Consider the following 14,719-nt stretch of genomic DNA (forward strand, 5'->3'; position numbering starts at 1 on the left):
ATATTTTAGTTAAAAAAATTAAGTCCAAAAGCGGTAAGAACTGCCATCACAAAAGTCATTATTCCGACCTGTTTTAAGAATGGATCAAGCTCTTTCGGTTCTTTTACAGCCATGATTTTTCTTCTCAGTTTCATCAATGGAAGCAGCAAAATCATAACAATAAAAACATAATAATTCTGAGTCTGGAAGAATCCGTTTATTCCTAAAAATATTAGAATTAAAATTAACGGAAGCTGCAATAAAATCATTTCATAAATCATCGCATTTTTGAATCCGATTCTTAATGCAAAGCTGTTTTTTCCTGATAATCTGTCGCTTTCGATGTCTCTCATGTTGTTAAGATTCAAAACTGCCATGCTCATCATTCCGATTGCTGTTCCTGGCAATAACATGTCCCAACTGAAAGTTTTAGTAAATAAAAAATAGCTCCCACAAACAGAAACCAATCCAAAAAAGATAAACACGAAAAGGTCTCCCAATCCCATGTATCCATAAGGTTTTTTACCAACCGTATAACCAATTGCTGCTAAAATACTCGCCACTCCCAAACCTATAAAAATGTAAAATTCATTCATATATTTTGGGATAAAAGCAACGTATAAAAGGGCAACTGTTGCTATAAAAGATAAAACTGAGAATAGAACGACTGCATTTCTCATTTGTTTTGCCGTAATTCTTCCGGATGCAACCGCTCTGGATTCAGCCTCTGTAGCTCTTTTTGCGTCTGTTCCTTTTATTCCGTCCCCGTAATCATTCGCGTAATTTGAAAGAATCTGATACAGCAAAGTCACCAACAATGCCAATGCAAAAATTCTCCAGTCCCAAATTCCACCTTCACCGTAAAGCCTCCATTTTGCAATGAAAGCTCCCATGATAATTCCGCTCAGGGAAAGCGGTAATGTTCGTAGCCTTGCGGCTTTTATCCAATCCTTCATAGTTATTTAGATGTTAGAAATTAGAAGTTAGATTTTAGATTTTAAACCGCATAAGTCTGATATCTAATTTCTAACCTTTAACTTCTTATTTAAGATATCCACTGATCTTTTCCGAAATCAGGTTTTCTTTTTTCAAGGAATGCGTTTCTTCCTTCTTTTGCTTCTTCCGTCATGTAGGCCAAACGAGTTGCTTCGCCTGCAAAAACCTGTTGCCCAACCATTCCGTCGTCTGTAAGGTTCATGGCGAATTTCAGCATTCTGATGGATGTCGGGGATTTTGCCAGAATTTCCTGCGCCCATTCGTAAGCCGTGTCTTCTAATTCATCGTGAGGAATTACAGCATTTACCATTCCCATATCCAACGCTTCCTGAGCGGAATAATTTCTACCTAAAAAGAAAATTTCACGAGCTTTTTTCTGTCCTACCATTTTTGCTAAATAAGCTGAGCCGTAACCACCATCGAAGCTGGTAACGTCTGCATCTGTCTGTTTGAAAATAGCGTACTCTTTACTCGCTAAAGTAAGGTCACAAACCACATGAAGAGAGTGTCCTCCGCCAACTGCCCATCCCGGAACTACCGCGATTACTACTTTGGGCATAAAACGGATCAAACGCTGAACTTCAAGAATATTCAAACGGTGTCTTCCGTCTTCTCCTACATATCCCTGATGCCCTCTGGCTTTTTGATCACCTCCGCTGCAGAAAGCCCAACCTCCGTCTTTCGGACTTGGCCCTTCTCCTGAAAGTAAAACAACACCTATCGAAGCGTCTTCGTAAGCGTCATAAAAAGCATCGTATAATTCGGAAGTGGTTTTTGGTCTGAAAGCGTTGCGAATTTCGGGTCTGTTGAAAGCAATTCTCGCTACACCATTACATTTTTTGTATGTAATATCTTCGTATTCTTTGGCGGTTTTCCACTCAATCATTTTTGTAAAAATTTTTCTCAAAGATACGGAATTGCAGAGAATTTTTAAGGTGATTTTTGATGATAATCGTTGGGAAATTTGTTGAGTTTTCTGCTTAAATAATTTTTAAATCATTAAGAGTTTTGAATGGATTAATTTTAACGCAACGTTCGCAAGGTTTTTTCTAAGCGAATTGACTTTTTAAAGTTCGCAAGGGCGTTTCACTCAACTAAGAACGAGCCGTGTCATTCTGACTGAAGGAAGAGTCTCCGATATAAATTCTTATTTATAATTTAAGTTTCGGCTAAAACTAAATTGAATGCTTTATCTTGAAACGAGTTAAGGCCCGTTCTATTAATCTTTTTTAATAATCTGAATAAATTAAATTCTTCTTCATCGGAATAACAACATTGATAAATAATATAATACATTGATAAGCCGACAAAGATCTAGCCCCGATTGAAGCATTTGTTTGAGCTCATTTTTAGGGATTTGGCTGCGGCGGCAAAGCCGCCGCAGCCAAATCCCTAAAAATAGCGAGTGCGGAAAGCGGGAAATAGCTCCTAAAAAACATTAAAATAAGTGTCAAAAAAAACCGAAACAAAATGTTCCGGTTTTATATTAATTTCAATGGTTTGAAATTATTTAGCAGCAGCTGGTTGTTGTTTTAACAATTCAGCTTCTTTAGCTTTCAGTTCATTGTATTTAGCTGTATTTTTTGTGATATTATAGATATCTTTCAAAGTCTGAACAGCATTTATATCTGTTGGTACAGCTTGATACCATTTTTCAGCATAAGGTAAAGCTTTGTTAAACTTTTCCTTTCTCGCGTCAATTAATTTTGTAGCATCATCCGGCTTTGTTTTTCTAAGCGTATTAATTTCTTTTACAGCTGCATCATCATCACCAATGGTTGTGTACACCAAGTTCTGGTAAGCATTAGAAAAATCCGGCTTCAATTCAATTGCTTTTTGGAAAGAAGTGATCGCTTCATTTGCAGATGCTGGATTTTTTGCCTGAAGAACTCCTAAATTGTACCAATTGGTAGCATCATTAGGGTTTTTCGCTAGCTGATCCTTCAAATTCTGCATGAATTTATCTGTATTTCCAGATGCATACAACGCAGTCCCTTGATACTCCTTTAATTTCGCATTGTTCGGGAATTTTGCCAATCCTTTTTCAATAATTGCTAAAGCTTCGTCATTTTTCTTAGCATTTAACAATAACGTTGACAATGTTTCATACAAATCAGCTTCTACACTTGGCGTTTGCTCAGTTTTAAAGTCTGAATAGTCTTTTGATGAAGATTTTTTCAACAATTCCCAAGTCGCTTTATCGTAGCTGGCAACCTGACCTGTTTTATTTTCCTTCGCCGTATAGTTTGTTTCAACGCCTGTATAACCGGAATTGATCAAATCTGTATATATTTTTGTAGCCTGAGGAATATCATTTGCCAAAGCATAATTAAGACCTGCATAATACATATATACTTTATTATCCTGTCCGTTGGTTTTCAATAAGTTGTAAACTTCGATAAACTTTGGAGCCGCCACAGCATAATTTTTTGCATTATATGCATCCATTGCCGCTTTGTTAGCTTCTTGTAGCTGAGCGTTCACATCTCCTTTCTGCCCGAAAGCAAAAGCTGATGCTACGATAGCCATCCCTAAAATTAGCTTTTTCATAATAACTATTTATATTAATTGTACAATATTATTCTTCCGAATCAGAACTCTCAGTTTCCTCATTTGGGTTTTCATTTTCCGTCTGAGGTGCTTCTGTATTGTTTTCCTGGTTATCCGCTATAATTTCTGTTCCTTCTTCATTTTCCTCGTCTTCTTCTGCTACATCCTTATCCATTTCTACTTTTGCGATGGCTGCAATTTCGTCATTTTTCTTAAGATTGATCATTCTTACTCCCTGTGTATTTCTACCCATTACTCTCATCTCATCCATATTCATTCTGATAGCAACACCTGATTTGTTGATAATCATCAATCCGTCTTCGTCTGTTACATTTTGAATAGCGATCAGATTTCCTGTCTTTTCGGTAATGTTCAGGGTGATAACTCCTTTTCCTCCTCTGTTGGTAATTCTGTAATCTTCCACTGCAGTTCTCTTACCGTATCCTTTTTCAGATACTACAAGAACGGTTTCTTTCTCCACATCATTCACAACAATCATACCAATTACCTCATCATTATCTTCCATCGTAATACCACGAACCCCAATAGACCCTCTACCTACTTCTCTCACTTTTTCTTCAGGGAAACGGATACATTTACCGTTTTTAGTAGCGATCATAATCTGGGAAGTTCCATTCGTTAAATAAGCACCTAACAACTGGTCATTATCTCTGATCTCGATAGCGTTTACACCATTTACCCTCGGTCTTGAATATGCTTCAAGAGACGTTTTCTTGATCGTACCGTTTTTAGTAACCATCACAACGCTCATTTGATTTACATATTCGGAATCTTTTAAGTTATTGGTTCTGATATATGCTTTAATCTTATCGTCCGGTTCAATGTTAATTAAGTTTTGTACTGCTCTACCTTTGGCTGTTTTGGAACCTTCAGGAATTTCAAATACTCTTAACCAATAACACCTTCCTTTTTCAGTAAAGAACAACATATATTGGTGGTTGGTTGCAGAAACAATATATTCCAGGAAGTCTGAATCTCTTGTTGTCGCTGCTTTATTTCCTACACCGCCTCTACTTTGGATTTTATATTCCGAAAGCAACGTTCTCTTCACATATCCTGCGTGAGAAATCGTAAGAACCACAGATTCATTAGGGATGATGTCTTCAATTGACATTTCACCTCCTGAATAATCGATTTCAGTTCTTCTTTCGTCGCCGTATTTTTCTCTAACCTCAATTAATTCATCCTTGATAATCTGGAATCTTCGCGGTTCATTAGCCAAGATATCTTCCAAATCTGCAATTTCTTTCATAATAGCATCATACTCATCACGGATCTTATCAAGCTCCATTCCTGTAAGACGCGCAAGACGAAGATCAAGAATCGCCTGAGCCTGAATTTCAGAAAGCTCAAATTCTGTGATTAATCCTTCTTTCGCAGCCTGTGGATTGGCGCTGTGGCGGATGATGGAAATTGCTTTGTCTAAAGCATCCTGCGTTCCGATCACCTTCATGAAACCTTCTAAGATATGCGCTCTTTCTTTTGCTTTTCTAAGTTCAAACTGAGTTCTTCTTACGATAACTTCATGTCTGTGCTCCACGAAATGGTGGATGATATCCTTTAAGTTCAATTGTTCCGGTCTACCGTGTACCAAGGCAATATTGTTAACACTAAAAGATGTCTGAAGTGAGGTATATTTATATAATAAGTTTAAGACAACATTAGGAATTGCATCGTTCTTTAATTCATAAACAATACGAAGACCTCTTCTGTCCGATTCATCTCTGATTTCGTAGATTCCCGGGATTTTTTCGTCTTTTACCAATTCTGCTGTCCTGGCAATCATTTCAGCTTTGTTCACCTGGTAAGGAATTTCCGTAACGATAATGGCGCTTCTGTTTCCTATTTCTTCGAAAGCAACTTTAGCTCTTAACACTACCCTTCCTCTTCCTGTATGGAAAGCGTCCCTTACTCCGTCATATCCATAGATAATCCCTCCTGTAGGAAAATCCGGAGCAATGATATGCTGCATCAATTCATCAATAGTGATGTCTCTGTTATCGATAAAAGCACAGATGGCATTTACGGCCTCTGTAAGATTATGAGGAGCCATGTTTGTTGCCATACCTACAGCGATACCTGAAGTTCCGTTCACCAGAAGGTTTGGGATTTTAGTAGGCATAACGGTTGGTTCCGTTAAGCTGTCATCGAAGTTATTCTGGAAATCTACCGTTTCTTTGTCTAAGTCTGAAAGTACCTCATCCGAGATTTTTTTTAATCTTGCTTCCGTATAACGCATTGCTGCAGGCGGGTCACCGTCCATGGAACCGAAGTTACCCTGTCCGTCTACCTGGGGATAACGCAGGCTCCAGTCCTGAGCCATTCTGACCATTGCATCGTATACAGAGGAATCTCCGTGCGGGTGGTATTTACCTAAAACATCCCCAACAATTCTCGCAGATTTTAAATATTTTCTATTAGAAAAAACCCCTAATCCATACATACCATAAAGCACTCTTCTATGAACGGGTTTCAAGCCGTCTCTTACATCAGGTAACGCTCTTGAAACGATAACCGACATCGAATAATCGATATAAGACGACTTCATTTCATCAACAATGTTGATAGGAATCAATCTTTCTCCTTCTTTTTGCATAAACAAATTTTATTATAATGAAAGTCAGACCGTTAGCTGTGTGTCTGAAAATTATTCTTTTTGATTTTTTATTAACGGGCTAATTTACGAAAAATTTGCCGATTTTTGTGGTAGAATTTATCCACAAAATCTTAAAAATTCATAAAATATGAGCGTATTAAGTATAACTTTCCATTGCACAAAAAATAATCCCGATGAATGGGAAAATTATATCGACGAAACATTGGTTTTAATGACTGAAAATCTGATGGATGTCGATAAATATATTCTTTCCGAAGTTCACAGCGATTATATTGAAGATGGAAAAAATTATAATCTTCTTTTAATGTTTGACAATGACGACCTGAGAGAAGATTTTGTGAAAAGCGAACTGGAAAATATTACTGACAGAATTGAAATGAAGTTCGGGCAGGAAGTGATGATTTTTAATACTTTTTTAAATCCGAAGAAGTCCAGGTTTTAAGGTTAGGATTAAGGTTGAGGCTAATATTAATGAGTTTTAAATTTTGATTAAAGATATACTGATACAATTATCCGTTATAAATAAAAAAGCCCTGAAGTTTCGGGGCTTTTATAATTTGTTATCGTCCGTGAGGCCGTGGAGGTTCAGGAGGCTTGGGAGGAGCCGGTGGGTGATGCAGGCACGAAGCAAACACAGCTACCAAAGCTAATCCCGTAATAATTTTAGATAAGGTTTTCATATCTTCATTTTTTGGTAATATAAAACCATCAAGCTAAGTGCCAATCTCAATACTTTAAAAATGAATGTTTAACAAAAATAAAAGCACTGATAATTTCAGCGCTTTTTATTTTTTTTCAATTCATTAATGATGTCCGTGTCCTCTGCCTCTATGTTTGTAATGACCGTGCCCGTGACCTCTTTTTTCATAGATAAACACTTTTTTCCTTTGTCCCGGAGGTAATCCTCTTCTTCCGTGATGCTCATGAACTATACATGAAGTCAACATCAACATAACCGTCGTGACTCCGACAATTTTAATCAAACCTTTCATTTTTTCACTTTTTCAAATTTCGAAGTGAAAAATATCAATGTTAATGCCAAACTTAATTACAAAGTTTTTATGATTTAAAACAAACGGCTTTAAAGTTTTGTATTATGGCTGTTTTGTTTAAAATATTATTTTAATTTATTAATAAAATTACCAATTACTCATTATTCATTCCCTACTGTTTCGCTTCTTTTTTCAAGCATGATAACATCTTTCCATTTGCCATTGAGCTTTGCTAGTTTTTTCCTGATTCCCACCATACGAAACCCGTTTTTCTGATGGAATTTAACTGAAGCTTCATTTTCGGAGAAAATATTTGCCTGTAAAGTCCAAAATCCGTGGCTTTCGCTATCCAAAATCATCTTTTTAAGTAAAACCGAACCTAATCCCTTCCCCTGATAATTATTGTCGAAATAAATGCTTACTTCTGCCACGCCTTTGTAACATTCTCTTTTGCTCACCAGTTTAAGGGCACACCAGCCGACAACTTCATTGTTTTCATTTTCCAAAACCCACCGGCAATCATTAAAATATTCCATATTCCAGGCTTCGGCGGTAGGAATGATTGTTTCAAAGGTGGCAATTCCGCTGTCAACGCCTTGCCTGAATATTTCCAGTACCCTGTTTTCATCGGCGGGAAGCATATGTCTAAGTTCGTAGTTCATTTATCTGAGGTATTTTCTTTTATTTTTTCTTTTAATTCTTGAATAATGGGTCTGCTTATTTTTTTCATCTTCGGAAATTACACTGATATTACCGTCAACTTCAAGGATGCAAAGCTTCACATTTTCAATTCCGTCGACACCGTGCTCCCTGATTGCTTCCTCTAATTCGCCTTTTGTAATTTTCACTTTATCCAAAGCCTTTTCGTCAATCATTCCGTCCTTTACCAGAATGACCGGCTCATCTTCCATCAAAGACTCAAATTTCTGACTGAAAAACATAAATCTTTTAACAATAAAATTAGCAGCAAAAAGAACCAAAGCGGCAATTAAACCGCCCTGCAAAGAAGTATCCGGACCCACCATTGCATTCTGAACCGCGTTTGAAATCAACAATAACAAAACGACATCTCCTGCATTAAGCTGTGAAAGCTGGTTTTTACCGAAAACACGGATTGCAATCATCATAAAAAGATAAACGCAGAGTGAGCGGAGCACTACATCAAGAATGGGATTCACAATAGTTTATTTATATCAAATGTAAAAAATATTTGCACTTGTTTTGAATTATTTTTACGAAATGAAAGAAAATAATATTATTGGCATACAATTTGACGCACGATCATCAATAATTATTAAAAAATTAGCACAAATTATGAAACAATTATTTTTTTATTTAGGAGTTTTCCTGACACTTACTGCATGTAAAAAAAGTGAAAACGCACCAAAAGCCGTAAACAGCGATGTTGAAATTACACAAAAAATAAACCAGATGTACAGCGTTTATGGTAAATCAAGCGAAGCCATGTATGACAATCCTTTTTCTGACACAATTTTTTCATCCGGTCTTAAAAAAACTCTTGATGAAGCCGTAAAAGCTTCCAATGAGGATATTGAAAAAGTTAAGAAAAGTGCACATCCGGAGGATAAGCCTCAAGTATTCGAGGGGTCAGTATTCACAAGTCTTTATGAAGGATATACAACTTATAAAATCCTTTCCGTGAAAATGATTGACGGTTCAAACCCGGCTAAATCAGAAGTAAGTGTAGAATTTGAAAATTCAAAAGAAACCCCAAAAATTACCTGGACAGATAAGGTAAATCTAATTAATTCCGGCAATGGATGGAAGATTGATAATATTAATTTTGATAAAAAGATAACCGATTCGGATCTTAAGAAAAGTTTAAAAGCTTTTATGGAAGGTGCTAAAACTACAAAATAAAAGTCAAACAATAAATAAAGCCGCTCATCACTGAGCGGCTTTGCTTTTTAAGGACATTGAGAAATTGGAATTTCACTGCAAACTACAGCATTCATCCATTCACAATAGACGCAGTATTTTTTCGGAGCTCCTCCGTTTACTGCTTTTAACTCGTCTTTGGTTAGTTTCTTCAAATTTTTCATATCGTTTTAATTTTGCGTATTAAATATAAAACGAAAATTAATACCAATTATTACAATTTTATGTTTAAAATTTTCACTATTCACATCTAAAAAACAAAAGCCATACAGAATTGCATGGCTTTATCTACATATCTTTATGAATATTATCTGTTGTTGATATCCACTCTTACCGGCATTACGTAGGTAGAAGCAATCATATTTTGGTTGATTTTTCTGCTGTCAACTTTATACTGCAGGCTGCTCAGAACTTTTTCAATTTCTTTGCTTACGTTTTTGCAGTCTCCTTTAGAATGAATGTTAACGATTTTTCCGTTTTCAGCGATATCAAATTTTACTTCTGAATTAACGATTCCTTGTTTATAATCAGAATTGGTGAAGTCGAAATTAGCCATCAGCAGATTTCTGATTTCGTTGAAAGCGTCATTTTTATTCAACTGCACTTCCTGAATCATATTATTTGAATTTTGTGCTTTAGCCATATTTGTTACAGCCATACATCCACAAACGAAAACTGAAGCGATCAATATTTGAATTTTATTTTTCATAACTCTTTGGTTTTAAATGTTATATTAAACTTTATTACTATTTCTTTACCAAAGATAAATAAAATAATTCATACTAATTTTACATACAGTTAACATTGAGTTAACATTGAGAATTAATCAACTGATAATCAGTAATATAAAATTTTAAAATAATTGAAAATTTAACATTGGAGTTTAAATTAGAGCATAAAAAAGGCTAAACTTTGTTGGTTTAGCCTAATATTATCTTTAAATTTTGAAAGATTAACTTTGACAAAGTGTTACTCCAATTCCCTCTTTAAAAACTTCCCTGTCAAACTCTTTTTTGATTTCACAATTTCCTCCGGAGTTCCTTGTGCAACAATCTGTCCGCCGTGTTTTCCACCTTCCGGACCAACGTCTATAATATAATCGGCAAGCTTAATGACATCCATATTATGTTCAATAATAATAAATGAATTTCCTAACTCCACCAGTTTATTAATAGCTTCCATCAGGATTTTCACATCTTCAAAATGAAGTCCGGTTGTAGGTTCGTCAAGAATATATAAGGTATTTCCTGTCTGTCTTTTTGCAAGTTCCGTTGCCAACTTGATACGCTGGGCTTCACCTCCTGAAAGTGTTGTAGACTGCTGTCCCAAGGTAATATATCCCAACCCAACATCATGTAAAGTTTTTACCCTGGAATAAATTTTAGGAATCGGCTGGAAAAATTCTACCGCCTCATCAATGGTCATTTCCAACACGTCTGAAATTGATTTTCCTTTGTATCGAACTTCCAGCGTTTCCCTGTTGAAACGTTTTCCATTGCAGGTTTCACAATGAACATAAACGTCCGGTAAGAAGTTCATTTCAATCACCTTCAAACCACCTCCCTGACAGGTTTCACATCTTCCACCTTTTACGTTGAAAGAAAATCTTCCGGGCTTGTAACCACGGATTTTACTTTCCGGCAGTTCCGCAAAAAGATTTCTGATATCTGTAAACATTCCGGTGTATGTTGCAGGGTTTGAACGTGGGGTTCTACCGATCGGGGTCTGATCTACATCTACAATCTTATCTATATTATCAAGACCTTCGATTTTTTTGTATGGCAAAGGCTCCTGAACGGCTCTGTAGAAGTGTTTATTAAGAATCGGGTATAAGGTTCCGTTTATCAAAGAAGATTTTCCGCTTCCGGAAATCCCGGTTACTACGACCAGTTTTCCAAGAGGAATATCGAGGGTTACGTTTTTAAGATTATTTCCTGTAGCTCCTTTTAACAATATATTTTTACCGTTTCCTTTACGTCTTTCCGCAGGAACTTCAATTTTTCTTTTTCCGTTGATATATTGAGCAGTAATGGTATCGGCTTTCAATAGATCTTTTGGTTTTCCCTGCCAAAGGATCTCTCCCCCGAATTTTCCGGCTCTCGGGCCAATATCCAACACCTCATCGGCTTCCAGGATCATATCTTTATCGTGTTCTACCACCAACACAGAGTTTCCGATATCACGAAGATTTTTTAATGAATTAATCAATCTTTCATTGTCTCTTTGGTGAAGCCCGATGCTTGGTTCATCCAGAATATACAAGACATTCACCAACTGAGAACCAATTTGTGTCGCCAGACGGATTCTCTGAGATTCCCCTCCGGAAAGGGTTTTTGAACTTCTGCTCAGGCTTAAATAATCTAAACCGACATCCAATAAGAACTGAAGCCTTGTTTCGATTTCTTTTAAAATCTCATGAGCGATGATCGAATTTTTTTCTGAAAATTTATCTTTAATATCAGCTAACCATTCCTTTAAATCAGATAAGCTTAAACCGTTGACCTCTGCAATATTCTTTCCGTCAATTTTAAAACTTAAGCTTCCCGGTTGAAGACGGGCACCTTTACATTCAGGGCAGGTTTCTTCTGTTGTGAAATGTCTTTCTAGCAAAATAGCTTCGTAGGATTCTCTTTCTTCAATCAGTTCTTCCATGAAAGGAATTAAACCATCAAAACTTATTTTAATTTTTTTGGCGATTCCAGCGTATTTTAAATCTTTATTAAATTCTTTATGGCAACCGTTGTAAATATAGTCTAATGCTTCTGCAGGAATATCCTTCATTGGAGTAGCAAAACCTAACCCGAAGATTTCAAGGATATTTTTAATCTGAGATAAGATCCATTTATTTGATTTAATGTCTTCCAGCGGCAACAAACCTCCCTGATTGATTGACAATTTCGGATTTTCAACAAAATAATCAGTATTGATTTTTTTGATGGTTCCCAATCCTTTACAATTCGGGCAGCTTCCTTTCGGGGAATTAAACGAAAAAGTATTCGGCTCCGGTAACGCTAATGAATGTCCTGTTTCTGCATCCATCAGATTTTTAGAAAAATATTCTATTTCTGTTCCGTTCAGCTTCTGAATCCCGATAATTCCTTCACCCATTTCCATTGCCGTTCTGAGCGATTTCTCCATTCTGCCTTCAGACGCGCTTTCCCCAATGATCCAACGGTCGATGACAATATCAATGTCATGGGTTTTGTAACGGTCAAGCTTTAAATCATATTCAATATCCTGCAATTCACCGTCTATTCTTGCCTGTCCGTATCCTTTTTTTGCCATCTGAACAAAAAGCTCATGATAATGTCCTTTTCTGGAACGCACAACCGGCGCCAACAGCATTATTTTCTCGCCTTTATAATTTTCTTTGATAGCGTCAAGGATCTGCTCTTCGGTATAGCTTACCAATCTTTTTCCCGTCGTTAAGGAATAGGCATCGGAAACTCTGGCGTACAACAGACGCAGATAATCGTATAATTCTGTTACGGTACCTACAGTTGAACGTGGATTTTTATTCGTAGTTTTTTGTTCGATTGCAATTACGGGTGAAAGTCCTTCGATTTTATCTACATCCGGACGTTCCAACCCTCCCAAAAACTGGCGTGCATACGCTGAAAATGTTTCAATATAACGACGCTGTCCTTCCGCAAAAATCGTATCAAAAGCCAATGACGATTTTCCGCTTCCCGAAAGCCCGGTAATCACGACCAATTCATTGCGCGGAATTTTTACGTTAATGTTTTTAAGATTATGCTCACGTGCGCCGTAAACTTCTATATATTCTGTTGATTTACTCATAATTCGGTGTGATTCTGCATGAAAATCACGATGTGCAAAATTACGGAATTTTACGGAATTTTTTATGTTAAAAATTGTTAGATTATTTAGTGCGAAGATGCAAAAGGTTTTGTTGAAGTTTAAGTTTTAACTGCTTTAAAAATTTAATTACATTTACATCTCATAAAACCAACTATGAACAGACTGCGCGAACATATAGAAGCTATAACTCCACTCACGGATGAGGAATTTGATTATGTTAAAGATTTTTTTATCCTTAAAAATGTTCGCAAAAATCAGTTTTTAGTCCATGAAGGTGATGAAGTAAAATATGAATTCCTGACTTTGGATGGTATTTATAAAGTTTTCTACGTTGACGAAAACGGAAAAGAACATATTCTTCAATTTGCGAAAAAAAATTGGTGGATGACAGATTATATAGGATTTTTTAAACAAAAAAATGCTACCATGTTCGTGGAATGTATACAGGACGGAGCCGTTGTCTGCCTTACTTTGGAAGGACGGGAAAAATTATCATCAGAACTTCATAAAATGGAGCACTTTTTCAGAGTAAAACTAATGAATGGTTATATTGCCTTACAACAAAGAATTATTCTTTTATTATCAAGCACACCCCAACAGCGGTATGAAGAATTTGTGAGATTATATCCGGATCTTATTTCTGAGGTTCCAAAAAAATATGTTGCGGAATATCTGGGAGTAAGCCGGGAAACACTGAGCAGATTATATTCAAATACGAATAAGTAATTGCAAGCAATCTCTTTTTTAAACACTAATGACACTAATTTTCACACGAATATTACAGATAAACCTGGTTTTTAATATTATTATGTTTGCTTCCTTTCAGGATGACTAAGTTTGTGGACATTTTCCCAATGTTTGAATAGACGACTGCAATCCTAGCCCCGATTGAAGCGACATCCTTTTTGGTTGCGGGTGGAGCAAAGCGAAGCCCGCAAAAAAGATACAGCAGAAAGCGGGATAAAGCTCCAAAAAAAACTTTTAGAGACTATCATTAAATAATTCAGTGTGATTTTGGTCACACTTTTTTTGTGACTTCACTCCTTCTGTTTAGGCGTCGGATACACCTACATTTGCTATAGAAATTAAATGATTTCAAAAAGATCAACAAAAATATTTAATTAACTTAAAAATGTAATATCATGAATCCAAAAGTATTAATCATTGTATCGAATGCCAACTCAATCGGGCCCAACCACAGAAGAACCGGAACTTTCTTATCTGAAGTTGCTCATCCTTATGCAGAATTTGAAAAAGCAGGCTATGAGGTTGATTTTGTAAGCTTAACAGGCGAATCCCCATTTTTAGATGCTTTAAATTTAGCTGATGATCCTGATAATTTAAAATTTTTAACGGGAAAAGGCTGGCAAGACATGCACAATGCAGGAAAACTTTCTGATGTAAATATCGATGAATACGATGCTGTTTTTGTTCCCGGAGGGATCGCACCGATGGCAGATATGCCGGAAGCCCCTGAACTTAAGAAAGTTATTGCCAGATTCTATGAAACCGATCGTATTGTAGGAGCGGTTTGTCACGGTCCTGTTTCACTCTTAAACGTAAAACTGACTGACGGAAGCTATATCGTAAACGGTAAAAATATTACTTCTTTTACAACGGAAGAAGAGGATAATTACGCAAGACAGGACGTACCTTTTGATTTACAAACTGCATTGACTGAACAAGGCGCGATTTTTCATGCTGCTGAACCTTGGTCTGCAAACAGTATTGCAGATGGAAACCTCGTAACAGGGCAAAATCCTGCTTCGGCAAAAGGTGTGGGTGAAAAAATTGTAGCTCTTTTGGAAGCTAAAAAAGCATAATTAAATTAAAAAAGCTTTAA

At 36.3% G+C, this 14,719-nt stretch carries 14 protein-coding genes; 4 read left to right on the forward strand and 10 right to left on the reverse strand.

Going from position 1 to position 14,719, the window contains the following annotated elements; all coding sequences use genetic code 11:
- Nucleotides 1-5 precede the first annotated feature (5 nt).
- The 4 genes from menA to gyrA form a co-directional block, all read right to left on the reverse strand.
- Nucleotides 6-935: a 1,4-dihydroxy-2-naphthoate octaprenyltransferase gene (gene menA, locus ATE47_RS07785; RefSeq protein WP_062161431.1), complete on the reverse strand. Its 930-nt coding sequence runs from the start codon at nucleotides 933-935 to the stop codon at nucleotides 6-8.
- 89 nt (nucleotides 936-1,024) lie between these two features.
- Complete coding sequence (locus ATE47_RS07790) at nucleotides 1,025-1,861, reverse strand: 1,4-dihydroxy-2-naphthoyl-CoA synthase (protein WP_062161432.1); 837 nt, start codon at nucleotides 1,859-1,861, stop codon at nucleotides 1,025-1,027.
- 620 nt (nucleotides 1,862-2,481) lie between these two features.
- A complete protein-coding gene (locus ATE47_RS07795; protein ID WP_062161433.1) occupies nucleotides 2,482-3,525 on the reverse strand; it encodes a tetratricopeptide repeat protein in 1,044 nt (347 codons plus the stop codon).
- A 28-nt stretch (nucleotides 3,526-3,553) separates the two neighbouring features.
- Nucleotides 3,554-6,142, reverse strand: a complete 2,589-nt coding sequence (gene gyrA, locus ATE47_RS07800; protein WP_062161434.1) for a DNA gyrase subunit A — start codon at nucleotides 6,140-6,142, stop codon at nucleotides 3,554-3,556.
- Between the two features lie 148 nt (nucleotides 6,143-6,290).
- Here gyrA and ATE47_RS07805 point away from each other — a divergent pair, with 148 nt between their 5' ends.
- Nucleotides 6,291-6,605, forward strand: a complete 315-nt coding sequence (locus tag ATE47_RS07805; RefSeq protein ID WP_062161435.1) for a DUF4286 family protein — start codon at nucleotides 6,291-6,293, stop codon at nucleotides 6,603-6,605.
- Between the two features lie 361 nt (nucleotides 6,606-6,966).
- Here the strand turns inward: ATE47_RS07805 and ATE47_RS07810 are convergent, their stop codons facing one another.
- From ATE47_RS07810 to ATE47_RS07820, 3 genes are all read right to left on the reverse strand, one after another.
- Nucleotides 6,967-7,155, reverse strand: a complete 189-nt coding sequence (locus tag ATE47_RS07810; RefSeq protein ID WP_062161436.1) for a hypothetical protein — start codon at nucleotides 7,153-7,155, stop codon at nucleotides 6,967-6,969.
- A 161-nt stretch (nucleotides 7,156-7,316) separates the two neighbouring features.
- Complete coding sequence (locus ATE47_RS07815; protein ID WP_062161437.1) at nucleotides 7,317-7,817, reverse strand: GNAT family N-acetyltransferase; 501 nt, start codon at nucleotides 7,815-7,817, stop codon at nucleotides 7,317-7,319.
- Entirely contained in the window at nucleotides 7,818-8,333 is a 516-nt protein-coding gene (locus ATE47_RS07820; protein ID WP_082632530.1) for a DUF421 domain-containing protein, read from the reverse strand.
- Between the two features lie 136 nt (nucleotides 8,334-8,469).
- Between ATE47_RS07820 and ATE47_RS07825 the strand changes: the two genes are divergently transcribed.
- Entirely contained in the window at nucleotides 8,470-9,036 is a 567-nt protein-coding gene (locus ATE47_RS07825; protein ID WP_150114801.1) for a hypothetical protein, read from the forward strand.
- 47 nt (nucleotides 9,037-9,083) lie between these two features.
- Here the strand turns inward: ATE47_RS07825 and ATE47_RS07830 are convergent, their stop codons facing one another.
- The 3 genes from ATE47_RS07830 to uvrA all read right to left on the reverse strand — a co-directional run bounded on the left by ATE47_RS07830 (nucleotide 9,084) and on the right by uvrA (nucleotide 12,855).
- On the reverse strand, nucleotides 9,084-9,218 hold the full coding sequence (locus ATE47_RS07830; protein ID WP_062161440.1) for a bacteriocin-like protein: 135 nt from the start codon (nucleotides 9,216-9,218) through the stop codon (nucleotides 9,084-9,086).
- Between the two features lie 143 nt (nucleotides 9,219-9,361).
- Nucleotides 9,362-9,763 (reverse strand): hypothetical protein, encoded by a 402-nt coding sequence (locus ATE47_RS07835; protein ID WP_062161441.1) that lies wholly within the window; start codon nucleotides 9,761-9,763, stop codon nucleotides 9,362-9,364.
- 260 nt (nucleotides 9,764-10,023) lie between these two features.
- Nucleotides 10,024-12,855 (reverse strand): excinuclease ABC subunit UvrA, encoded by a 2,832-nt coding sequence (gene uvrA / locus ATE47_RS07840; protein WP_062161442.1) that lies wholly within the window; start codon nucleotides 12,853-12,855, stop codon nucleotides 10,024-10,026.
- A gap of 174 nt (nucleotides 12,856-13,029) precedes the next feature.
- Between uvrA and ATE47_RS07845 the strand changes: the two genes are divergently transcribed.
- Nucleotides 13,030-13,602 carry a Crp/Fnr family transcriptional regulator gene (locus ATE47_RS07845; RefSeq protein WP_062161443.1) on the forward strand — a complete coding sequence of 191 codons (573 nt, stop codon included), beginning with the start codon at nucleotides 13,030-13,032 and terminating at the stop codon, nucleotides 13,600-13,602.
- Between the two features lie 416 nt (nucleotides 13,603-14,018).
- The gene (locus tag ATE47_RS07850; protein WP_062161444.1) at nucleotides 14,019-14,699 is read left to right on the forward strand and encodes a type 1 glutamine amidotransferase domain-containing protein; all 681 of its coding nucleotides are present in this window, start codon (nucleotides 14,019-14,021) and stop codon (nucleotides 14,697-14,699) included.
- Nucleotides 14,700-14,719 lie beyond the last annotated feature (20 nt).

The organism is Chryseobacterium sp. IHB B 17019 (assembly GCF_001456155.1).
Lineage (GTDB): Bacteria > Bacteroidota > Bacteroidia > Flavobacteriales > Weeksellaceae > Chryseobacterium.